Source organism: Citrobacter sp. CK199, from assembly GCF_030333285.1.
GTDB classification, from domain to species: domain Bacteria; phylum Pseudomonadota; class Gammaproteobacteria; order Enterobacterales; family Enterobacteriaceae; genus Citrobacter_B; species Citrobacter_B koseri.
On the sequence record NZ_JAOWGF010000024.1, the window covers coordinates 36924 to 60329 of the forward strand.

General features: G+C 52.1%; 21 protein-coding genes and 1 riboswitch. Of the genes, 14 read left to right on the forward strand and 7 right to left on the reverse strand.

Annotated features, from left to right (window positions below; translation table 11 throughout):
- Positions 1–2: 2 nt before the first annotated feature.
- The 4 genes from OGX75_RS04365 (at position 3) to OGX75_RS04380 (ending at position 4542) form a co-directional block, all read left to right on the forward strand.
- Positions 3–1592, forward strand: a complete 1590-nt coding sequence (locus tag OGX75_RS04365; RefSeq protein ID WP_012132417.1) for a methyl-accepting chemotaxis protein — start codon at positions 3–5, stop codon at positions 1590–1592.
- Positions 1593–1655: 63 nt separating this feature from the next.
- Positions 1656–2582, forward strand: a complete 927-nt coding sequence (glsB, locus tag OGX75_RS04370) for a glutaminase B (protein WP_058669100.1) — start codon at positions 1656–1658, stop codon at positions 2580–2582.
- Positions 2582–2941 carry a DUF4186 domain-containing protein gene (locus OGX75_RS04375; RefSeq protein WP_286451332.1) on the forward strand — a complete coding sequence of 120 codons (360 nt, stop codon included), beginning with the start codon at positions 2582–2584 and terminating at the stop codon, positions 2939–2941. Before glsB ends, OGX75_RS04375 begins: the two co-directional genes overlap by 1 nt.
- A 149-nt stretch (positions 2942–3090) precedes the next feature.
- Positions 3091–4542, forward strand: a complete 1452-nt coding sequence (locus OGX75_RS04380; RefSeq protein WP_286451331.1) for a tagaturonate reductase — start codon at positions 3091–3093, stop codon at positions 4540–4542.
- A 160-nt stretch (positions 4543–4702) separates the two neighbouring features.
- Here the strand turns inward: OGX75_RS04380 and OGX75_RS04385 are convergent, their stop codons facing one another.
- On the reverse strand, positions 4703–5029 hold the full coding sequence (locus OGX75_RS04385; RefSeq protein ID WP_024130336.1) for a GFA family protein: 327 nt from the start codon (positions 5027–5029) through the stop codon (positions 4703–4705).
- A 323-nt stretch (positions 5030–5352) separates the two neighbouring features.
- Between OGX75_RS04385 and OGX75_RS04390 the strand changes: the two genes are divergently transcribed.
- Positions 5353–5874, forward strand: a complete 522-nt coding sequence (locus OGX75_RS04390) for a GNAT family N-acetyltransferase (RefSeq protein WP_275055036.1) — start codon at positions 5353–5355, stop codon at positions 5872–5874.
- A 35-nt stretch (positions 5875–5909) separates the two neighbouring features.
- Here the strand turns inward: OGX75_RS04390 and OGX75_RS04395 are convergent, their stop codons facing one another.
- Positions 5910–6623 carry a GNAT family N-acetyltransferase gene (locus OGX75_RS04395; RefSeq protein WP_012132412.1) on the reverse strand — a complete coding sequence of 238 codons (714 nt, stop codon included), beginning with the start codon at positions 6621–6623 and terminating at the stop codon, positions 5910–5912.
- A 243-nt stretch (positions 6624–6866) separates the two neighbouring features.
- Here OGX75_RS04395 and OGX75_RS04400 point away from each other — a divergent pair, with 243 nt between their 5' ends.
- Entirely contained in the window at positions 6867–7379 is a 513-nt protein-coding gene (locus OGX75_RS04400; RefSeq protein ID WP_115609308.1) for a GNAT family N-acetyltransferase, read from the forward strand.
- 202 nt (positions 7380–7581) lie between these two features.
- Here OGX75_RS04400 and OGX75_RS04405 read toward each other — a convergent pair whose 3' ends face one another.
- On the reverse strand, positions 7582–8880 hold the full coding sequence (locus tag OGX75_RS04405) for a MutS-related protein (RefSeq protein ID WP_286451330.1): 1299 nt from the start codon (positions 8878–8880) through the stop codon (positions 7582–7584).
- On the reverse strand, positions 8877–10436 hold the full coding sequence (locus OGX75_RS04410) for a MutS-related protein (RefSeq protein WP_286451329.1): 1560 nt from the start codon (positions 10434–10436) through the stop codon (positions 8877–8879). The genes OGX75_RS04405 and OGX75_RS04410 overlap by 4 nt, the downstream gene beginning before the upstream one ends.
- A gap of 50 nt (positions 10437–10486) precedes the next feature.
- Positions 10487–10549: riboswitch (Fluoride riboswitch) on the reverse strand.
- A 75-nt stretch (positions 10550–10624) separates the two neighbouring features.
- Between OGX75_RS04410 and OGX75_RS04415 the strand changes: the two genes are divergently transcribed.
- Complete coding sequence (locus tag OGX75_RS04415; RefSeq protein WP_047463675.1) at positions 10625–11947, forward strand: glycoside hydrolase family 10-like protein; 1323 nt, start codon at positions 10625–10627, stop codon at positions 11945–11947.
- A 40-nt stretch (positions 11948–11987) separates the two neighbouring features.
- Here OGX75_RS04415 and OGX75_RS04420 read toward each other — a convergent pair whose 3' ends face one another.
- From OGX75_RS04420 to OGX75_RS04430, 3 genes are all read right to left on the reverse strand, one after another.
- On the reverse strand, positions 11988–13256 hold the full coding sequence (locus OGX75_RS04420) for a type II toxin-antitoxin system HipA family toxin (RefSeq protein WP_114847906.1): 1269 nt from the start codon (positions 13254–13256) through the stop codon (positions 11988–11990).
- Complete coding sequence (locus OGX75_RS04425) at positions 13249–13563, reverse strand: helix-turn-helix domain-containing protein (protein WP_047463672.1); 315 nt, start codon at positions 13561–13563, stop codon at positions 13249–13251. The genes OGX75_RS04420 and OGX75_RS04425 overlap by 8 nt, the downstream gene beginning before the upstream one ends.
- A gap of 204 nt (positions 13564–13767) precedes the next feature.
- Positions 13768–15711: a methyl-accepting chemotaxis protein gene (locus OGX75_RS04430; RefSeq protein WP_012132402.1), complete on the reverse strand. Its 1944-nt coding sequence runs from the start codon at positions 15709–15711 to the stop codon at positions 13768–13770.
- 725 nt (positions 15712–16436) lie between these two features.
- Here OGX75_RS04430 and OGX75_RS04435 point away from each other — a divergent pair.
- The 7 genes from OGX75_RS04435 to OGX75_RS04465 are packed head-to-tail and all read left to right on the forward strand — an operon-like array spanning position 16437 to position 23364.
- The gene (locus OGX75_RS04435) at positions 16437–17303 is read left to right on the forward strand and encodes a MurR/RpiR family transcriptional regulator (protein ID WP_012132399.1); all 867 of its coding nucleotides are present in this window, start codon (positions 16437–16439) and stop codon (positions 17301–17303) included.
- Between the two features lie 14 nt (positions 17304–17317).
- Positions 17318–17905 carry a D-alanyl-D-alanine dipeptidase gene (gene ddpX, locus OGX75_RS04440; RefSeq protein ID WP_012132398.1) on the forward strand — a complete coding sequence of 196 codons (588 nt, stop codon included), beginning with the start codon at positions 17318–17320 and terminating at the stop codon, positions 17903–17905.
- Positions 17906–17921: 16 nt separating this feature from the next.
- On the forward strand, positions 17922–19484 hold the full coding sequence (locus OGX75_RS04445; protein WP_049011703.1) for an ABC transporter substrate-binding protein: 1563 nt from the start codon (positions 17922–17924) through the stop codon (positions 19482–19484).
- Positions 19485–19528: 44 nt separating this feature from the next.
- The gene (locus OGX75_RS04450) at positions 19529–20551 is read left to right on the forward strand and encodes an ABC transporter permease (protein ID WP_012132396.1); all 1023 of its coding nucleotides are present in this window, start codon (positions 19529–19531) and stop codon (positions 20549–20551) included.
- A complete protein-coding gene (ddpC, locus tag OGX75_RS04455; protein ID WP_012132395.1) occupies positions 20548–21444 on the forward strand; it encodes a D,D-dipeptide ABC transporter permease in 897 nt (298 codons plus the stop codon). Before OGX75_RS04450 ends, ddpC begins: the two co-directional genes overlap by 4 nt.
- A complete protein-coding gene (locus tag OGX75_RS04460) occupies positions 21441–22427 on the forward strand; it encodes an ABC transporter ATP-binding protein (RefSeq protein WP_047463664.1) in 987 nt (328 codons plus the stop codon). Before ddpC ends, OGX75_RS04460 begins: the two co-directional genes overlap by 4 nt.
- The gene (locus OGX75_RS04465; RefSeq protein ID WP_286451328.1) at positions 22420–23364 is read left to right on the forward strand and encodes an oligopeptide/dipeptide ABC transporter ATP-binding protein; all 945 of its coding nucleotides are present in this window, start codon (positions 22420–22422) and stop codon (positions 23362–23364) included. The genes OGX75_RS04460 and OGX75_RS04465 overlap by 8 nt, the downstream gene beginning before the upstream one ends.
- Positions 23365–23406: the final 42 nt, after the last annotated feature.

Below are 23406 nucleotides of genomic sequence, written 5' to 3' on the forward strand. Positions count from 1 at the left end.
TCATGAACTTAACGCAAATTTTTCGAGGCTTAATTCGTCGTTTCACTCCCCGCCAGTTTGGTCTGTTAACGGGAATATTTTGCATTATCGCGCTGTTTTCTATTTTGCAGGTTGCGTCATCCCTGATGCTGTCGTTTTCCGTGCGAGACGCTCAGCGTAACGAACAACGTAACCAGCAGGCACTGCTGCAACAAACGAAGGTGGATGAGGCGAGGGTAGCGCTGTTGTCCGCAAGCGATCTGCTGAACCGGGCGGGCGTTTACTTTATGCAGGATGCCGCAACGGGATCAGAAGGCAGCTGGCGCCCGTTGATGGATGAAGCTCAGCAGGCGCTGGTGCAGTCAAAAACGGCCTGGGATGCCTGGCTTGCAATGGCCCCTCATAAAGACGACGGCCTGATTGAGAGTTATCAGCGTTTTTATAGCGGTATTCAGGAACAGGCGGACGGCCTGAGCCAGACTAACGCCATCGACGCGTTCTTTGCTGTTCCTGTTCAGGCGTTTCAGACAGATTTCAATGAAAACTATGCCCGCTTTCAGCAAGAGAGCGGGCGTCAGACGGAGGGCGGCAGGCAGCAGCTGATTGCCAGCCTGGAAGGGTTGCAGCACCTCTTTTTGTTCATCCCGTTTGTGCTGGTGGTGATTGCCCTGCTGGTCTGGAGCGGCATGTCTCGCTGGGTTATTTCTCCGCTGCGCCGCCTGATCGCCCATATTAATATTCTGGCCGCAGGCGATCTGTCCGAACCGATGCCGAAGGTGAGCGGGTTTAACCGCGAGGTCGCGCAACTCAGTTCACGCATTGATGCGATGCAACAGGGGCTGAGGCAGCTGGTGCAGCAGGTGAGCGATGCCACCACCGCAATGGTCGGCAACATCGATCAGCTTGCGCAGAGCAACAAACAGCTCTATCAGCAATCGGCGAAACAGAGCGAAGAGTTAAGTAGTGTCACCTCGCATATCTCGTTTCTGGAAACGCATGTCGAGGACAATAGCGGCTTTGCCAGACTGGCTAATCAACGTGCAGCCGAGGCGCGTCAGGTAGCGGCTGGCGGCGATCGTATGATGGAGACCGTTAACCGTTCGATGCAGGCGATTGTTGAGCGATCGTCAGAAATGCGCGGGATCATCTCTCTGATTGACAGCGTCGCGTTCCAGACCAATATCCTGGCGCTGAACGCGGCTATCGAAGCGGCCCATGCCGGAGAACAAGGTCGCGGATTTGCCGTGGTGGCAAAAGAAGTGGGGCTGCTGGCCCGTAAAAGCAGTCAGTCCACGCAGAACATACAGGAACTTATCCACCACTCCTTGCAGGGAATCGAGGAGGGTTCACATGCGGTTAACCGACTGGAAGAAAATTTACAGCAGGTGATTTCGTTAGTAGACAATCTGGGCATACTGTTGAATGACATCTCTGGCGCCACGTTAAGCCAGGGGGACAGCATCCACCAGATGACGGGGCAGCTACAGGCGCTTAACCGTGCGGCGCAAGAGACCAGCAGCCTGGTGAATACTGCATCGGCGTCATCGCTGCAACTGCATCATGAATCTCATCAGCTTCTGAACGCAGTGGCGCGATTTCGTCTTTCTGCCTGACGCCGCACATTCAGCTCTGTTATACTCGCAGGCCTTTTCAGACCTGCGAGCAAGGAGCACATTGTGGCCAGGGCCATGGACAATTCAATTTTAGAGACCATCCTTCAGCAGGTGCGCCCGTTGATTGGACAGGGGAAAGTGGCTGATTACATCCCTGCGCTGGCTTCTGTCGATGGATCAAAACTGGGGATCGCCATTTGCACCGTTGACGGGCAATACTATCAGGCTGGCGATGCGCAGGAACGCTTCTCAATACAATCCATATCAAAGGTGCTGAGTCTGGTGGTGGCGATGCGTCACTACCCGGAAGAGGAAATCTGGCAACGTGTCGGAAAAGATCCCTCCGGGTCGCCATTCAATTCCTTGGTGCAACTGGAACTGGAGCAAGGGATACCGCGTAACCCGTTCATTAATGCCGGCGCGCTGGTGGTTTGCGATATGCTGCAAGGGCGACTGAGTGCGCCGCGCCAGCGTATGCTGGAAGTGGTTCGGGCGCTTAGCGGCGTGTCGGATATTGCGTATGACGTCACGGTTGCCCGTTCTGAATTTGAGCACTCCGCACGCAATGCCGCTATTGCCTGGCTGATGAAGTCATTTGGTAATTTCCAGCATGATGTCACTACCGTTTTGCAAAATTACTTTCACTACTGCGCGTTGAAAATGAGCTGTGCGGAACTGGCGCGTACATTTGTTTTTCTGGCCAGACAGGGGCAGGCGTTTCACCTTGATGAACCGGTTGTCTCGCCGATGCAGGCCCGACAAATCAACGCGCTGATGGCGACCAGTGGAATGTACCAGAACGCAGGCGAATTTGCCTGGCGAGTAGGATTACCTGCTAAGTCAGGCGTTGGCGGCGGGATTGTGGCGATTGTCCCGCACGAAATGGCGATTGCGGTATGGAGCCCTGAACTGGACCCGGCGGGCAACTCCCTGGCGGGTATTGCGGTACTCGAACAACTCACCCAACAATTAGGTCGTTCGGTTTACTGATGAACGCGCTTGATCCACTTTTTTCTCGCCTGTCACGTTCGCCATTTCGCGCGCGGTTTCGTCTTGGCGCAAAAGAAAGGCAGTATTGCTGGGATAAAGGCGCGCAGGTTATTGATCAACATGCCGCCGAGTTTATTGCTAAGCGGCTGGCCCCGGCTTTTCCGCGCAACGATGGTAAACAAACGCCGATGCGCGGCCACCCCGTATTTATTGCCCAACACGCGACGGCGACCTGCTGCCGTGGTTGTCTGGCGAAATGGCACAACATTCCCCAGGGAGAATCGCTGAGTGAAGAACAGCAGCAGTATGTTGTCGCCGTCATTCACCACTGGCTGGTTAGCCAGATGAATCAGCCGTAAATCTCCGCGGCGTGAGAGATGTTAAAGCATAAAACAGTTTTGATTAATCGTGACTACTTGATCAAAACAGGGTTTCAATATCATAAAGTTTGCTAACCTGTTCTACCAATTCAAACAGGTTGTATGACTAATTAAGAAGGGAACCCATTGTGAAAACTCTAAACCGTCGCGATTTTCCCGGTGCCAGCTATCCTGAGCGCATCATTCAGTTTGGTGAGGGAAACTTCCTGCGCGCCTTTGTTGACTGGCAAGTTGATCTGCTGAATGAACATACCGATTTGAACGCCGGAGTGGTCATTGTTCGCCCTATCGAAAGCACGTTTCCGCCGTTATTGAGTACCCAGGATGGGCTCTATACCACGGTTATTCGTGGTTTGAATGAAAAGGGCGAGGCGGTTAGCGACGCGCGTTTGATCCGTTCTGTTAACCGTGAAATCAGCGTCTATGATAATTACGATGAATTCCTGAAACTGGCGCATAACCCGGACATGCGTTTTGTTTTCTCTAATACCACAGAAGCTGGTATTAGCTACCATGCCGGTGACGCATTTGATGACGCGCCCGCAGTCAGCTACCCCGCGAAGCTGACGCGGCTGCTGTTTGAACGTTATAACTGTTTTGACGGCGCGCTTGATAAAGGCTGGATTATCATTCCTTGTGAACTGATTGATTACAATGGCGAGGCGTTGCGCGAGCTGGTACTGCGTTACGCTCAGGAGTGGAACTTGTCCGCTGCGTTTGTGCAGTGGCTGGATCAGGCGAACACCTTTTGCTCCACGCTGGTTGACCGGATTGTGACCGGATATCCGCGTGATGAAGTGACGCAACTTGAAGCTGAACTTGGCTATCACGATGCTTTTCTCAATACTGCGGAACATTTTTATCTGTTTGTGATTCAGGGGCCAAAAAAGGTAGCGTCTGAGCTGCGTCTTGATAAGTATCCGCTCAACGTGCTGATTGTTGACGACATCAAGCCGTACAAAGAGCGTAAGGTCGCGATCCTGAATGGTGCGCATACGGCGCTGGTGCCCGTTGCGTTCCAGGCCGGGCTGGATACCGTTGGTGAAGCCATGAATGACCGCGACATTTGCGCCTTTGTTGAAAAAGCTATCTATGAAGAGATTATTCCGGTGCTGGATTTACCTCGCGACGAGCTAATGTCGTTCGCCAGTGCGGTGACGGGGCGTTTCCAGAATCCGTATATTAAACACCAGTTGTTGTCGATTGCGTTAAATGGCATGACTAAATTTCGCACCCGTATTTTACCGCAGCTACTGGCAGGGCAGCAGGTCAGCGGCGTTTTACCGGCGCGCCTGACGTTTGCGCTTGCGGCGCTGATCGCATTTTATCGTGGTGAACGTCGCGGCGAGACGTATCCGCTCCAGGATGATGCGCACTGGATTGAGCGCTATCAACAGTTGTGGCATCAACATAGCGACGGTCTTATCAGCACACAGGATTTGGTTCATGCCGTGCTGGCCGTGGACGCGCATTGGGAGCAGGATCTGACGTACGTTGCAGGTCTGGTCGAACAGGTCACAACCGACCTGGATGCAATCCTGACGAAAGGGATGCGTGAAGCGGTAAAACCGCTGTGCTAATCATCTGACCCGGCTGCGGCCGGGTTTTGTTTTCATGTTATTTAGTTACAACATACTTTTGAGGGGGAAATTAATCGCTGTCTGAAACTTCCGTGCGTTTACCCGTCAGGCAGAAAAGGAAGGGCTGGCGAAACAGGTAGACAGGGTGAGGGCGATGCGCTTAATGCGCATGAAGATCTTCATCCTGAGGCTCGTCAAATACGCCAGTTAACAACGCAACGGTAGGCGCATCATCAATTGCGCCTACTGAACTTCCGCAGTGAGAACAAAATGCCCGACTGGAGATATCCGAAGAGCGCCAGACCGCAGGCTTGTCTCCTTGTCCTGTCCACGTCACATCCTGAGCGTCGAACTCAACCCAACTGACCGAATATGCACCTGTATGTTTTTGGCAAATCGAGCAGGAACAGGTATGTGGATTTTTCGGCGCTACCGCCGAAAAACGGATAAAACCGCACAGACAGCCGCCAGTATAGACTTTGCTCATCGTCATTTCCGTTAAACATTCATTTCCCGACACTATCAGATGATCCCACACTCAACCAGTGATGAATGGCAGAAAGGAGAACAGACGCAGGATCATAATGACAAAGCGGGATCTGTGTTACAACGGAGGCTAAACAGATATCTCAATGGCTGGAAAACCGTGTCTATCTGTCTATTGGAATTTGCCAGCGACAGCGCATTTGTTGCATTTTTCCGTCAACACACGGGATTAACGCCAACGCGTTATCCACAGAAAGTTTTGGACGGAATGAGTGGATAACTCAGTTACAATAGAAGCAACGTAAGCATAATGAGTGGAAAATAATGTCTGCTATCGTCACGGAAAGATTCATTTTGCGCCCTCAAACCATCACAGATTATGATGTATGGTATCCGATGTATTCAGACCCTAAAATATTTCATCTGGTTAATGCCCCAGGCTTTACGCCGGAAGAGGCGTGGAACCGCCTGTTGAGAAACATCGGGCATTGGTCTATTTTTGGTTACGGTATATTTTCTATTTTTCAAAAGTCTGACGGTACGTTTTTAGGCGAAACAGGGCTGGCTAATTTTCATCGTGGTATTGATGAAAACTTTGAGAACTGTGTCGAGGCATCATGGGTTATTTCACGTTCAGCTCAGGGGGCTGGCGTGGCAAAGGAAGCCGCCGTCGCTGCGCATCAGTGGTTTGTCCATTCGTTTTCACCTTCGAAGACAATTTGTCTTATCGCAAAGAATAACATTCCGTCCATTCGTGTTGCTGAGCATGTGGGCTACCGTATTTATGATGAATGCTTATACAAAGGCGCTGAGTGTTTAAAACTTGAATGCTTATGGGATAAATAAAAGCATGGGCCGTCGTCACGGCCCCGTATTCCTGATTACACTTCAGGCTCCGCCAGATAGTGCCGTAAAGGGTGGATCTGATGTCCACGTTCGTCGAGATTTTCCGTTCTTAGCCAGACAGATATCGCACTGGATATCTTCGGCCACTCGGCGCTAATAATTGAATATGTTGCGATATCCACGCTCCTTGATTTTATGATTTGCTTATCACGTAAGATGCCTTCTTTCCGAAACCCAATTCTTTCAGCAGCATTCATTCCAGCATGATTAAGCGTGTCTGTTTGCCACTCACAACGACGATATTTAAGGACATCAAAAACATACATCAGTAAAAGATAAATTGCTTCCGTGCTTAAAAAGGTGCGTTTTATCGCTGGCGTGAGATGTACATATCCGATTTCCGCAACGCCATTATTCTTGTCTATATTAAAAAGGGCGAGGGTGCCTCGGGCTTTCGCAGATTTATTTTCTATTATGGCATAATATGAAATTCCGCCCTGACTGATGATGCGTTTGATATAGTCAAAGGTTGCTTGCCTTGTCTCGGGGCGTTCATCAGGAAGATAAGTCCAGTCCCGTGGGTCCTCTATGCTATGCCAGCCCTGATAAAGATCATCACAGTGGTAAGTCGCAAGGGGTTGTAAGTGACAGTAACGGCCTGACAACTGGCGCGTGTCAGGTAAAATAAAATCAAGGTTACCCTCAAGATGTCTGCCTACATATTGACCGAAGATATTAAGTTCTTTCATACTCTTCTCCTTAAAATAATAACGACAAGGATTTAAACGAGTAATATCGGTATGTTTATGTGAGTAAGCGACAGGTTCCTTAGTATGTTAACAACAACTGATGGATGTACCCGATGAAAACATTATATATTAACCATAGCATATTTTAATCTTGCTACAGCACTTCTGAGCGCTTTGTGATAAATATCATATTCAGCATTATGTTGTGCGTTAACTTAAATTTAAGCCGTTTCAGGAGAGTGTATGAACTTGACCATACGTTATGCTGTACCTGCCGATACCCCGACATTGCAAACGCTGGGGAAGTCAAGTTATTACCATCATTTCAAAGAGTTATGGGATTGTCCTGTAGAGCTTCGACAATTTATTGACAGTGAGTACGCGCCGGACCAACTTGAAAATAGTTTAAATGATCCGTCAGTTACCTGGCTCATTGCGGAAAGCGATAAGCCAGTAGGTTTTGCAAAGATAAGCTGGGACCGTCCAGTTAGCGGTGGTAATCACTCAGGAGCGCTCTTAAACAAACTGTATTTTGCACCCGGAGAAACCGGTAAAGGATATGGCCGAATTCTTTTCGAAAAAGCTATCGAGATAGCAAGGCATAAGGAGCAGCATTTTTTCTGGTTGCAGGTTCTTAAGGGTAACGACAGCGGGCGTCGGTTTTATGAATCCCTGGGGATGCAACATCTTGCGGATGAGGAATTCACAACGCCTAAGCAAAAAAGCGTGTTACATGTATTCGGAAAATGTATTTAGACATCGCGGGAAGTGCCGGAGCTGTGAAACAGAGCCCCAGAATCAACGGAGTCGTGCTGGAGAAAGTGCTTTCAGAGACCATAGCGGCCAGCACAAGGATGACTACAAAACCACAGATTCTCCCTTTATCCTCTTTAGTGCGCATAATGTATATTATGTTAAATTGAATTTATGACGCCCAATACAGGCTTACTCCCTTGACTCATAATGCATCCCTCGCCTTTTCTGCACGCCTTCCATCGTGCCCTGTGTGAATTCTGCAAACTGATTCGTTAAACAGCACCAGGTCATCACGTTGTAGAGCATCAACAATATCACTCATTCGTCGGAGCTCTTCATCCAGCTTTCCGCTGACCATATGGCTGTCTTCTTCACATTTGTAATGCGTGAATATCTGCCGACAAAGATCTGCGCTATAACATTCAGCAGAAACGAACATCCCTGTCTGCATCATTATCTGCGCCAGCCCGATACTGCGTAAAAACGTGGATTTCCCTCCCTGGTTTGCGCCAGTGATGATAAAAGTATTTTTATTATCTGTTCTTAATGTGTTGCTAACGATTTCCCGATCCGATGTCAGTGCAAGGCAGGGATCAAAGAGTGCCTCAAACACATGATGGCGTTCTCTTTGATATATCGGGACAGGAAAGCACAGTGGAATATTGCGTTTGTTTAAGGCCTGCGCAAGATTAAGGCATGAAATATAAAATCCTAATTCAGTGCGCAGTGACTTTAGAAAATTAAGCAAATGCGCGGTGGATTGCGCCATTGCGTTGGCGATCAATACGAGCCCTTCGTCCTTTAAGTCGCTTAATGCACTGAAGCCATTTTCATCACGCGCGGCTAGCTGTACGGTGTAATGCGCTGGCCTTTTTGTCCAAAGACGCCGGAACCATCCTTTTTGCGGGGGATTGGGCCGCCTGAGTACATAGTCTTTGCCCTGATTCCCCTGCCCTAATCGCGCGCTGATTAATACGCCTTTTTTGAAAGACATCTGTTTCAGATGTCTTTCAATAGTACTCATATAATCATCGTTTAACTCCTGAACAAGCATCGAGAAAAGACGAACCATCCCCGGAGATTCAACGTGATGGATGTTTTCTTGTGCGATAATTTTTATTTTCTGTAAATAGGTCATCAGGAATTGGGTAAACGAAAGAGACTGATGCAGCACAGCGGAAGGATAATGACCAAAAACGCCGTAGTGAAGTTTCTCTTTTTCCATTTGCAGGCATTCAACCACCACGTTATAGAATGTTCTGATAACGTCCTCGTTATACAGGCAATCCCGCAGAATAGCCTGCCTGTACTCAATGTCAGGAATGCCCGATAGCAGCACAGAACATGCCTTCCTGACGACAGAATAAAGAAAATCATCCCCATCAGACAACGCATGAAACAACACCGCCAACTCCAGATCTTTCATGGCAAATTTGATGTTCTCTGGAATATTATCGTCAACGATAAAATCGTTATCTTTATACATCAGATACGCGTTCATCCGTTTAACCTCTTTTTTATCTGCTCATATGTCAGCCCATGCTTTATCACCAGCGTCGTTGACCATGCGATACCATCGGCCGGTTTCCTGGTGATTTTATAGGTTCTTAATGCCGCATTATTATGCTCAACCGTACTCATTAAGCTGACGATGGACGGGTCTAATGCCGTAAGCTCGTCGATAAACGTTACGCAGACACAAAGCGCATCGAGCATGACTATTTTCTTGATTACCCGTGTTCCCAGATAAATGGCGTCCCGCGATGTGGTTGACGTAAAAATCTCATTCATGATAATCAAACTGTGTGATGTGGCAGCATCAAGGATCGCTTTTATTCTCACCAGGTCGTCATACAGTTTTCCCCGAAGGTTATAAATATTTTCGCTTTTCTCAAAATGCGCAAAAATAGTGTCTGTCAGAAAGAGTTTTGCCTGCCTGGCAGGGACATAAATGCCCAGCAAGGCAAGAAAATGCAGTTGCCCTATCATGCGGGCAAAGGTGGTTTTCCCGCCCTGGTTGGGACCCGATATGACGAAAATACGTTCATGCTCCTGGAAGCTGAAATCATTGCAGACAACCTTCTCCTTTTTCTCAAGGATGACCTCTGCAAGCGCGAGATCGAAAGCCGCAACAGCCGAAATAGCTTTTTTATCTCGTAGTACCTCCGGGATACAAAATGGTAGCCCTTTCTGCCGAAATTTTTCAATGTATTCCACAACAGCCAGATAAAACTGCACTTCACGTTCAAAAAGATCCAGCGTGTTATCTCTGTAGCGTTTGTTGGCATCTATAAACACATCAAGTTGATGAAACTCGGCGGGAAATAGTCTGGCAACACAATCCAGAACTTGTGCTTCAATATGGTTCATCCCGAAGTTGTGATGTCTACTCTCCACCTCGACATTCACATCATGCTGCTTAAACTTTGAGAACACATCGAGGATCTCATCGCTATAGTTTTTCTCCTGGTGATACCGTTCAACAATAATGGTGTCGCCTTTAATTTTCAGGCCGTACTGAACCGCCTCCAGACTTTTTCTTATCATAGTGGCGGTTGAATATAACCCGGTAAAATTTTCACTCTCGATATACTGACGAAGATAATGCCTGAAATTAATCATACCATCGGAAGACAAAGACAGCGGCGCTATACGCTCATACAGCGCCGTAACGGCCTGGCAATACAACAAAATGCACTCAAGCTCCCAGCGCCGCTGTTGATAGAAGTAAAACCGGTTTGTTTTTTCTTCTGAAATCTCCCTGATATTCTTCATCTCTGCGGAATATGCCATTAGCGCCTTATAGAGCGCATGTATTGTCACATCCTGAATAATTTCCTGTCGATAGAGGATATCCTCCAGACATTCGAGCGGTGAATAAAAGAAAGCGCTGATGCCGTACTCTTCCCGCCCCTGAACAATGCGATCGACGATTTTATCAAGATTCAGATCGACAAAATATGCAGGAGCACGATCGCCCGAAGGGGGTGTATGACGACGACCAGAGGCATACAAAACGGTAATAAATTGCAGCGATGTTGTTGAGGTACGGCGCATAATGACTCCTACACAATACACGTTGACTTGTCCACGCGGGGCAACGTCCAGAATGTGCAGGCATCATCAGCCAGAGGGCGGTTATGAGGAGGAATGCCATCTCCTGTAAAAAACGTAGCAATGAACTCTGTAATTAGCCAGATCTCGTGTAAGATTTTTTGGATTAACCAAACGGAAAATTGGCAAATATGATCATCAGCTCTCGTCACGCTCGTCTTGTCAGCAAAGTAAAAAAACGGGCTACGCTTGTCGCCACCGCGTTTTTACTTGCCAGTTGCGCCTCAAAACCTCCCGTTTCTCTGGTTACGCCCCCTTCTTCCGCGACGCCAGCTTCATCCCAGAAAAATCAGCAGCCGGTTCGTGGTATCTGGCTGGCAACCGTTTCGCGTCTTGACTGGCCTCCGGTCAGTTCCGTGAATACGAGTAATGCGGCGGTTCGGGTGCGTCAACAACAGAACGCGTTGATCGAAAAGCTGGATAAGCTAAAAAGTCTGGGAATCAATACCGTGTTTTTCCAGGTCAAGCCGGATGGAACGGCGCTCTGGCCGTCAAAAATTTTACCGTGGTCAGATATGCTGACCGGAAAGATTGGTGAAGATCCGGGCTACGATCCGCTACAGTTTATGCTTGATGAAGCGCATAAGCGGGGAATGAAAGTACACGCCTGGTTTAACCCCTACCGCGTATCGGTAAACACCAAACCAGCAACGGTGGCGCAGTTAAATGCGACGGTGACGTCAAATCCGGCGAGCGTGTTTGTGCTGCATCGCGACTGGGTGCGCATCTCTGGAGACCGTTTTGTTCTTGATCCCGGCATTCCTGACGTCCGGGACTGGATCACCAGTATCGTGGCGGAAGTGGTCACACGTTATCCCATCGATGGCGTACAGTTTGATGACTATTTCTATACCGAAACGCCTGGCTCCACGCTTAACGACAATTCCACCTTTGCCCGATATGGTCAGGCGTTTGCCTCAAAAGCGGACTGGCGGCGACACAATACGCAACTGCTGATTGAGCAGGTGTCCCGCACGGTCAAAAACCTGAAACCGGATGTTGAATTTGGCGTCAGCCCCGCTGGCGTATGGCGTAACCGCTCGCATGATCCGGCAGGTTCGGATACGAGGGGCGCGGCGGCGTATGATGAATCCTATGCCGATACTCGCCGCTGGGTGCAACTGGGATTACTGGATTACATTGCGCCGCAGCTCTACTGGCCCTTTGCGCGTGACGCGGCCCGTTATGATGTGCTGGCGAAATGGTGGGCGGATGTGGTGAAACCCACGAATACCCATCTCTATATTGGCGTGGCGTTGTATAAAGTCGGCGAACCGTCAAAGAATGAGCCGGACTGGATGATTAATGGCGGCGTCCCGGAGCTTAAGAAGCAACTGGATCTGAATGAATCCGTCTCACAAATCAAAGGCACAATCCTGTTCAGAGAAAGCTATCTTGATCGGCCGCAAACCCAGCAAGCGGTGAACTATCTGAAAAGCCGGTGGGGAAGCTAACCTCCCCACACCCTCTTGTTCCGTGAGACTGACTCAGCCGTCATCCCTTCAGGCGGCTGATATTCCCATCAATTTGCTTTTGGATATAGTTCAGCGTGTCGCTCGTGATTTGCCCCGGGTAGAGGTCGGTAGCAATTGCGCTGAACGTCGCCGCAACGTCGCAAATAGTCGCGATGATCTCCGCGACTCTGGTTGCTGGTAATTCGGCTTCTTGTTCGCCCAGCGCCTGAAGATGCTTTCTTTCAATATCCAGTGCTTCACCCATCACATCCATCTGGTGATAGCCGCCAGGCCCATCGCAATAGGTCACATCATAGGCGGGCGCCAGGGTCCATTGTCCATCTGCGGACATCAGATAAGCGAAGTTCTTAGGATGATCGTCCCGGTTGTTGAACACGACATTAAAGACCACTCGCTCGAAGGCAAGCGCTTTTTCCCGAATATCGTTGGTGCATATTTGCGTCGCACGTAAAAAACTTCGGTAGTCGAGCGAACCCGGCGTCTGGTAATTCGCGCCAGTGAAGGCGGCCAGACTTTGCATGGGCACGCGCATCCCTTGTTCACGATCAAAACGGCGGGTGGCGAATGCCGCTTGCCCTTCCGGCAAGGCGAAATACGTAACGTCAGGCGTCTGGATGCCGCATTTGCGCAGACACGCTGAATAGACGGCTTCGATGGCGCAGACCTCGGCATGTTCCTGTCTGGCCGGGAATTTGACCAGCCAGCTTTCCGCGCCTGCTAACGGCGAGGTTGTGAATTTTGACGTGACAGTGTCACGGTAGAGTAATGCTTTTGGCCGTGCCCCCTGTGGTGAACCGCCCATCTGCAATAATTTTTGCAGGAACTCCCCGCCTTCTCCGCTCAGAACCTCCTGCACCTCTGCGGCCAGCTGCACCAGCGGGATCTCTTCTTGCGAGGTGAGTTCTGCCTCAGCCTGTACCGGCTGGAATGTCATTGCCCCCATTGCGTTGCCGCCTACCCAGGTGAGCCGCTCCAGGGGGCCAATTCGGGCGGCATTGAGTCCTCTGCGTTTGAATAAGCGATCCATCAGCAGCATTCCCCAGCCATCAGGCAGAGCGTCGTAAACCGGCCCCGGAAGATGTAATTGATGAGCCGGAAAGTCCCTGCGTAATCGCGGCCCCTCAAGCGGTAATGTTAAGCGGGACAGCTCAAAACCTTTGCGAACGGCCTCGTCACTGTATTCAAAGGCGATGACTGGCCGACCGGTCAATGCCGTTGAGGAGACCAGCTTGCCCCAGAGCCATCGTTCCCCCCATCCTTCATAGAAGACGTCTATCTGCTCAGGCATCGCTATTTTTCCTCTTCACCCGCTGACGCGTCGCGCTCTTCTCATAACGTAAGATATCATCCAGGCTATCAATTTTGGGCTTGAACAGCGCTTTCAACGCGTCGCCATAACCTAATACCACCGCCACTCTGACCAGATTCTCGAAGCCCACATTTTTGCCTGCTTCAAGGTTTGAAACCGTATTGACGCCAACCCCCGCCCGGGCGGCCACGTCAGCCTGAGTCATCTGTTTTGCCAGGCGTTCTTTGCGTAACCGGTCGCACAGCAGCGTAACAATCTCGGCTGGAGAACTAAGGGTTAAATCCATCATAGTGTCCCTTATCGCAATATTTCTGACGTAATACACAATATTATAGAGTTAATGTGCAACAAAGGCAAAAAGCATAAACCACTATATAATGGAGTTATTGCCTATTCATGGAGATAAAACACTAAATAATGGATTTAGTTATCTGACTGACGCAAGCAGAACGTCTGCAATTTGCAGACGTTCTGTGGGGGAGAGAGAAAATTATGCCGCAGTGGGTTCAGGCAATCTGAATGAAGAGACCAGCAGCGCCAGTTGTTCAGCCTCTTCTTTCAGGACCTGGGTTCGCGCAGCGGCATCATCAATCAGCGACGCGTTCTGCTGAACCGTACTGTCCATTTCGGTTACTGCCAGCGTGACCTCAGAGACACCTTTACGCTGTTCTTCACCCGCCACGCGAATTTCACCCATCAATTGTCTGACCTGACGCACGTTGCCGACCAACTCGCCAAGACGATCCCCGGCGTTATGGATCTGCTGACTGCTGCTGTCTACGTGTGAAACCGACTCATCGATTAACGCTTTGATCTCCTGTGCGGCGGTGGCGCTGCGCTGTGCCAGCGTGCGCACTTCAGAGGCGACGACGGCAAATCCGCGACCGGCATCACCCGCTCGTGCGGCTTCCACCGCCGCATTCAGCGCGAGAATGTTGGTCTGAAACGCGATGCTGTCGATAACGGCGACAATTTCCACCATCCTGCCGGACGACGCGCTGACGTTATCCATCGTGGAAATCACGCCCTGCATGACATCGCCACAGCGGTTAGCCGTTTGCGCCGTGTTTTCGGAAAGCTCATCGGCTAACTGTGTATTCCCGGTATTTTGATGAACGGTCGCATTTAATTGCTCCATCGCCGACGCGCTTTCCTCCAGCGCGGCAGCCTGCTGCGTTACGCGGGAGGATAACTCCATATTACTGTCAGCCAGACTGACGGCGTTATTCGCAACCACCACGCTACTGCTGCGAACGGTAATCAGGATCGCGGATATTTTGTCCACAAAGAGGTTAAAGGCCTGAGCAATATCGGAAATCTCATCTTTACCCCGGACGTCCAGGCGGCGAGTCAGATCGCCTTCGCCCTGGGCGATATCATCCAGCGCGCGACGCGTATCGTCCAGACGAGAGATAAGACGGCGCACCACCAGCCAGGAGCCCACCAGCAGAATGGCCATGATCGGAATCAGCACTTCCAGTACATCCTTCATCATCACTTTTGCCAGTCCGACAACGCGTTCTTCAGGCGTCACCAGACCAACGATCCACCCGGTATCCGCCATCGGGAAAAGCATCACCCGGGAAGGCCCGTCCAGTATGCCGTCGTGTGCAAGGGGAATGGTGGCGACATCGGCCGAGGCATTCAGCGTTTTCAGCGATCCGGCTACCGGGGCGAGCCAGTCAGAGGCTTTGACCAGGTCAGTAAACGTTTTAAACTGCGCGTGATCGGCCTGCGGGAAATAGAGGATTTGCCCCTGTTTATCCACCACAAAGGCGTAACCGCCCGTGCTGTTCCCCTGCTGTTGCATAAAGGTGGCGACGTTATCCAGTCGGATATCGGTTGTGGCGACGCCGGCAAATTTCCCTGCCAATTGATAAGGAATGCTACAGGTCACCATGTTAACCCCGGAAATCGTATCCTGGTAAACATCAGACCAGACGCAACTGTTCTGTGAGTGCCCTTTCGCCTGGAGATACCAGCTTTCGTTATGATAACCGCTTCCTCCGGCAACGTTGTAGTCGTCGGAAAAGATCAATTTCCCTTCTGCATCACGCGCCCAGAAGAAACTGCGTCGCTCAATGCCGGGCGTAAAGGCATCCGGCTCCGGCCAGATGCCGCCGCCGGTAATGATGGAATCATTCTGTTCGCCAATAAGATGCGGAACGACATGCTGGTATAGCGATTCGTCGTTTGGCAGCACTTCGGCAAGGCGCGACAGGCTTACCGTTTCACCTTCAATACGCGATAAAACAGTACCTAACTGGCGAGTCAGTCCTTGCCCTGTCTCCTCTATCAGGGCGGAGTTGATCTCAACAACGCGCGGCTGACCGCGCCAGAGCATAATGGCAACAATAACCAGCGTGGTCACTGCAAGCAGCGCAATCCCCCCAATCGTCAGACGGGTGGAAATGCGTGATGGATACCAGACCATACAAACCCCTTATGTAAACGACTCTCTTTTATTCAGTATCGGCACACAAATTTATATCTTTATGCGGTTTTATGGTTCGTTAAGAAATATTAACACGCTCTTAAATGTGACGTTGTCACTAATAACAAAATCCTGCACTTTCAGATGATTTAAATAGCATGATAAGTTTATTTTGAATATTATTTTTAATGCGTTGCTTTAATCACTTACGCGCCAGGCCTTGTGTTCTCCTGGTTGTAGCGCACTTCACAAGTCAGGGGGTTTTACGCTTCACCGCCTTCATACGTTGCTACAAACCTGTCTGTTATAAAAGAATAATTAATATCGTGTTGTATTTTAATGCGTAAAATGAACAGATTACTTGCCTGATGAATATTTATTAAATCTACAAAAATAATACACCGTTCTTTCCGCCGATAAATAATGTGTCTCACGCTTTTATATTTCTCTGCTATCCACGTTGGCGTTTGCCATTTTTGACCTTGCAATTTCTGGCATCACAATGTGATCCCTGCGACGGATTCGACACATTCATGCCCTCTCTGACGATCGCTGCACCAAAAGTGAACTAATCTGCACAAATGTTGATCATTCGTTAATTAAATATCACCTTAATTTAACAAAAAAGACGGCGATGCCGTGGTTTCCAGGTTGGCATGCGTCCTGCATTGTTAATTCAGTAACAGCGGAACGCTCTCTGACAGCTCACTAACAGCGAGACGGTAATGACATCAAAACCTGAGTTATTTGCCCGAATTGAGAAGAGTTTTAGCCAGCATACGCCCAGCGAAAAGCGCGTTGCAGGCTGGCTGTTAGCGCACGCGGCGCAGATACCGTTTGAAACGGCAGACGGTATCGCCAGAGCGACAGGCACCAGCGGCATCACGGTGGGACGTTATTTACGGAAGCTTGGTTTTCGTAATCTTGAGGATGCCAAAGCCAGCCTGCGGGAACTGCCATCCGTGCCCTATCAGCCCTGGGGGATGAATGAACGCCTTGACTCCTGGCAACAGCAGCAGCGACTGCCCGACAGAGCGCGTCAGTCGCTGTCGCTGGAAATTGATGCCATCACCCACGTCTATCAGCTGGCGCAAAGTGAAACGTTCTTGCGCATCGCTCAGCAACTGGCGCATGCGGAGGCCGTGTATGTTCTGGGGATTCAGTCCACGCGCGGCATTGCTAACGCCTTTTTCAGCCATCTGGAATACCTGCGGCCCAAAGTCAGTTATTCCGAAGGGTTATCCGGGAGCTGGGTCGAGTCGCTGAATTCCGGGTTCGCACGGCCATATGTGGTGATCACGGATACCCGCGCCTATTCCGCCGCTGCCCGTCAGTATTGTCGCGTTGCCAGCGAGCGGCGCATTCCGCTGGCGTTAATCACCGATGTCTGGTGTCCGTGGGCCAGAGACTACGCCATCGACTTATTGCAGGTAAAAACCGACACCGGGCACTTCTGGGATTCGCTCGCCCCCGTGAGCTGCCTGTTCAACTTATTGCTGTCAGGCGTGGTGGATCAACTGGGCGATACGCTTGCTGAACGGCTGCGAACCAATCGCCAGCTGCAACAAGAGTTTGGTCAATTCGAACAATAAACAGGAAACGTGCTATGTCAGAAACCCCTGAACTGGTCGATCTGTCAGTGATTTTCCCCTCGCTGCATATCGATCTCAAATACGCCACCGCCGATAACCTCACCGGCGCGCCCATTTACCGGGAGGCCCGTTGCCTGTTGCATACGGATGCCGTCACCGCGCTGGCGAAAAGTATCAGCATCGCGCAGCTGGCAGGACTGTCTCTGGTGGTATACGACGCCTATCGTCCGCAGCAGGCGCAGTCGGTTCTGTGGCATGTCTGTCCCGATCCGCAATACGTGGTGGATGTAGCCATCGGTTCAAACCATAGCCGTGGTACGGCAATTGACGTCACTCTGATGGATGAGCATGGCAACGTGCTTGATATGGGGGCCGGTTTTGATGAAATGCACGATCGCTCGCACTCGTATCACCCTTCTGTTCCACCCGCAGCGCAACGTAATCGATTGTTATTGAACGCTATTATGTTTGGCGGTGGTTTTGTCGGCATCACCAGTGAATGGTGGCATTTTGAATTGCCGGACGCGGCCAGCTACCCCTTGCTCGACGACTGCATTGCCTGTTTCCCGGCATCACGCACAACAACACAACCCTCCCTGTAAATGATGGAGCACGGTCATGAAGACAACACACGCTTTAACTTCGCTGTTTCGTCCCGCCCTGATTGCCGTGGCACTGGCTGTTGCCCTGCCCGCCGCTCAGGCGGCTGTACCCAAAGATATGCTGGTGATTGGTAAAGCGGCCGATCCGCAAACGCTTGATCCTGCCGTCACTATTGATAACAACGACTGGACGGTGACCTACCCGTCTTATCAACGCCTTGTGCAGTACAAAACCGAGGGAGGTAAAGGTTCCACGGAGGTTGAAGGCGATCTGGCGAGCGACTGGAAGGCCTCTGACGATCAGAAAGAGTGGACGTTTACCCTTAATAAAGATGCCCGATTCGCTGATGGCTCGCCCGTTACGGCAGATGCGGTGCAACAATCTTTTGCGCGTCTGCTGAAAATTGGGCAAGGCCCGGCAGAAGCCTTTCCAAAAGATTTGAAAGTCGAAGCCGTCGATGACTATACGGTGAAATTTACGCTGAGCCAGCCGTTTGCGCCCTTCCTGTACACGCTGGCGAATGACGGCGCCTCCATTATTAACCCGGCGGTTCTGAAAGAACATGCCGCAGATGATGCGCGCGGTTTTCTGGCGCAGAATACCGCAGGTTCCGGCCCGTTTATGCTGAAAAGCTGGCAGAAAGGACAGCAGCTGATTCTGGTGCCGAATCCGCATTATGCGGGAGCCAAACCTGCCTTTAAGCGCGTGTCGGTAAAAATCATTGGTGAGAGCGCTTCCCGCCGCCTGCAATTGTCGCGGGGAGACATCGACATTGCCGATGCTCTCCCGGTAGACCAGCTCAACGCGTTAAAACAGGAAGGGAAAGTCAACGTGGCGGATTACCCTTCGCTGCGCGTGACTTATCTCTATCTGAACAACAGTAAAGCGCCGCTGAATCAGGTGGATTTGCGCCGGGCCATCTCATGGTCAACGGACTATCAGGGCATGGTGACGGGTATCCTCAGCGGTAACGGCAAGCAGATGCGCGGCCCGATTCCTGAAGGTATGTGGGGCTATGACGCGAAGGCAATGCAATACAGTTTTGATGAAGCGAAAGCCAAAGCCGCCTGGGAGCAAGTCGCGACCAAGCCCGATGGCCTGAGCTTCCTCTACTCTGATAACGATCCGAACTGGGAACCGATTGCGCTTTCCACGCAGGCCAGCCTCAGCAAGCTGGGCATTAAGGTGAAGCTGGAAAAACTGGCGAATGCCACCATGCGCGACCGGATCGGCAAAGGTGATTACGACATTGCCATCGGCAACTGGAGCCCGGACTTCGCCGATCCGTACATGTTCATGAACTACTGGTTTGAGTCTGATAAGAAAGGTCTGCCGGGTAACCGTTCGTTTTATGAAAACGCCGGGGTCGATAAACTTCTGCGCAGCGCGCTGACCACCACCGATCAGGCGGCCAGAACGAAGGATTACCAGCAGGCGCAAACCATCGTGATTGATGAGGCCGCCTACGTCTACCTCTTCCAGAAAAACTACCAGCTGGCGATGAACAAAGAGGTCAAAGGCTTTGTTTTCAACCCCATGCTGGAACAGGTCTTTAACATTGGCGCCATGAGTAAATAAGCCACGTTGATGCGGGGCCGTTATGGCTCCGCAAGGGGAAGCCTATGACGTTCTGGAGCATTTTACGCCAGCGATGCTGGGGACTTATTCTGGTGGTCGCCGGTGTTTGCGTAATTACGTTTATTATTTCTCACCTGATTCCTGGCGACCCTGCGCGACTGCTGGCCGGCGATCGCGCCAGCGATGAGATTGTCGAAAACATTCGCCAGCAGCTGGGGCTGGATCAGCCGCTGTATGTGCAATTTTTTCGCTATGTCAGCGACGTTTTTCACGGTGATCTGGGCACGTCTATACGCACTGGCCGCCCGGTAATGGAAGAGTTGCGCGTGTTTTTCCCCGCCACGCTTGAACTGGCCTTCTGTTCCCTGCTGCTGGCGTTGGTGATCGGAATTCCGCTGGGGATTTTATCCGCCGTATGGCGAAACCGCTGGCTGGACCATCTGGTGCGGCTGATGGCGATAACCGGCATTTCCACCCCGGCGTTCTGGCTGGGGCTGGGCGTTATTGTTCTGTTTTACGGGCATCTGCAAATTCTGCCCGGCGGCGGAAGGCTTGATGACTGGCTGGACCCGCCCGCCCACGTCACCGGGTTCTACCTGATTGACGCGCTGCTGGAGGGGAATGGCGAGGTCTTTTTCAACGCGTTACAACACCTTATTTTACCGGCGCTGACTCTGGCGTTTGTCCACCTGGGAATTGTCGCCCGTCAGATTCGTTCCGCCATGCTGGAGCAACTCAGTGAGGACTACATTCGTACCGCGCGTGCCAGCGGTCTGCCTGGCTGGTACATCGTGCTCTGCTATGCCTTGCCTAACGCCCTGATTCCGTCGATTACCGTTCTGGGGCTGGCGCTGGGCGATTTGCTGTATGGCGCCGTGCTTACCGAGACGGTCTTTGCCTGGCCGGGAATGGGGGCCTGGGTGGTCACCTCTATTCAGGCGCTGGATTTTCCGGCGGTGATGGGATTCGCCGTAGTGGTCTCTTTGGCTTATGTGCTGGTAAACCTGGTCGTCGATTTACTCTATTTGTGGATCGATCCCCGAATCGGTCGCGGAGGTGCTGAATGATGTTAACGCAAGAGACGCCCGCCCCGTCGCAGACCGCCCGCCGCCGGATCGACTGGGCAAAACTCTTCTGGCTGATGAAAAGCAGCCCGCTGACGCTGACTGGCGGCGTGATTATCATCCTGATGTTGCTACTGATGGTGCTGTCGCCCTGGATAACGCCTTACGATCCCAATGCCATCGATTTGACCGCGCGCCTGCTTGCGCCCTCTGCGACGCACTGGTTCGGCACTGACGAAGTGGGACGCGATCTGTTCAGCCGCGTACTGGTCGGCAGCCAGCAATCCATTGTCGCCGGGCTGGTCGTCGTGGGGATTGCCGGTGGAATCGGCTCCTTGCTTGGCTGTCTTTCCGGCGTCATGGGCGGGCGCGCCGACGCCATTATTATGCGCCTGATGGATATTATGCTGTCGATTCCTTCGCTGGTGCTGACAATGGCGCTGGCCGCCGCGCTGGGGCCAAGCCTGTTTAACGCCATGATGGCGATCGCCATTGTCCGTATTCCTTTTTATGTGCGCCTGGCGCGGGGGCAAACGCTGGTCGTGCGCCAGTTTACCTATGTACAGGCTGCCCGAACGTATGGCGCTTCTCGCTGGCACCTTATCAGCTGGCATATCTTACGTAATTCGCTGCCGCCGCTTATCGTGCAGGCGTCGCTGGATATTGGCAGCGCGATCCTGATGGCCGCCACGCTGGGCTTTATTGGCCTTGGCGCACAACAGCCCTCCGCTGAATGGGGCGCAATGGTGGCTATTGGTCGTAACTATGTCCTCGACCAGTGGTGGTATTGCGCCTTTCCTGGGGCGGCGATCCTGATTACCGCTGTCGGGTTTAACCTGTTTGGCGATGGTATTCGCGATCTGCTTGACCCTAAAGCCGGAGGAAAACAGTCATGACCCAACCCGTGCTGGAAATTGAGGATTTACACCTGAGCTTTCCGGGTTACAAAGCCGATGTTCACGCCCTTAACCACGTATCGTTGCGTATCGACCGGGGCGAAATCGTCGGCGTGGTCGGCGAGTCCGGGTCAGGTAAATCCGTCACCGCCATGCTGGCAATGCGGCTGCTGCCGGAAGGCAGCTATCACATTCATCAGGGCCGCGTATCGCTGCTGGGCGAGGATGTGCTGAATGCCAGCGAAAAGCAGATGCGTAAATGGCGCGGCGCGCGCGTGTCGATGATCTTCCAGGAGCCAATGACGGCGCTGAATCCCACCCGGCGCATTGGACAACAAATGGTGGAAGTCATTCGCCATCATCAGGCGGTGAGCCGCCAGGCGGCGCGGGAAAAAGCCATCGCCCTGCTGGAAGAGATGCAAATTCCCGATGCGGCGCAGGTTATGGCGCGATTTCCGTTTGAGCTTTCCGGCGGGATGCGCCAGCGGGTGATGATCGCGCTGGCATTCTCCTGCGAGCCGGAGCTGATTATTGCCGACGAACCCACTACCGCGCTGGACGTCACGGTGCAGCTACAGGTTCTGCGTTTGCTGAAACTAAAAGCGCGAGCCAGCGGTACTGCGGTGCTGTTTATCAGTCATGATATGGCGGTGGTATCGCAGTTGTGCGATCGGCTGTATGTCATGTACGCCGGAAGCGTGATTGAGAGCGGCCCCACGCAGACGGTTATTCGCCGCCCCACGCATCCCTATTCCATTGGTTTGTTGAAATGCGCGCCGGAGCACGGCGAACCTCGCGCGCCGCTGCCCGCGATTCCAGGGACGGTGCCTAACCTGACCTGTCTGCCAACCGGATGCGCCTTCCGCGAACGCTGTTTTGCCGCCGGGACGCTGTGCGAGGCTGTCCCGGCGCTGGAGAATCATGGCGAACCTGAACAACAATCCGCCTGCTGGTATCCACAACAGGAGATGACGCATGTCTGACATATTGCTCTCGTTACGGGATGTCCATATCACCTTCCCCGCCCGTAAAAACTGGTTGGGGCGGGTGACGGAGCGCGTACATGCCCTGAACGGTATGGATTTGCAGATTCGCCAGGGAGAAACGCTTGGCATCGTGGGGGAATCCGGCTGCGGGAAAAGTACGCTGGCGCAACTGCTGATGGGAATGTTAAAACCCAGCCACGGCGAGTGCTCGCGGCCTGGCGTTGCGCGCACCAGCGCCAACAGCGGGATGCAGATGGTCTTTCAGGACCCGCTCTCTTCGCTGGACCCCCGATTACCCGTCTGGCGGATTATCACCGAGCCCGTCTGGCTCCAGAAGCATAACAGCGAACGTGAACGGCGGACGCTGGCGGAAGAACTGGCCTTACAGGTTGGCATCCGGCCTGAGTACCTCGACAGGCTTCCCCATGCGTTTTCCGGCGGACAACGCCAGCGCATCGCCATTGCCCGCGCCTTATCGTCAGAGCCGGACGTTATCGTGCTTGATGAACCAACTTCCGCGCTGGATATCTCCGTGCAGGCGCAGATCCTGAATTTGCTGGTTGCGCTACAGACGCGCCGTAAACTGACGTATGTGCTGATTTCACACAACGTGTCGGTTGTGCGATACATGAGCGATCGGGTGGCGGTGATGTATCTCGGGCAAATTGTTGAACTGGGCGACGCACAACAGGTGTTGACCACGCCTGCGCATCCCTATACCCGGCTGTTGCTGGATTCCGTGCCGAAAACGGGTGCGCCGCTGGCAGAAGATCTGGTGCTGCGCAAAACGGAATTACCGGGGAACCGCCACCTGCCGCAAGGGTGTTATTTTCGCGATCGCTGTCCGCTGGCAACCCGTGGCTGTGAAAAACCGCAGGCATTATTGACGCGGGGATCGGAGAGCGACGTTCGCTGCTGGCGAGCGGTGGAGTAAGAGCCAGACAATCGCCCGGTGGCGCTGTCGCTTACCGGGCCT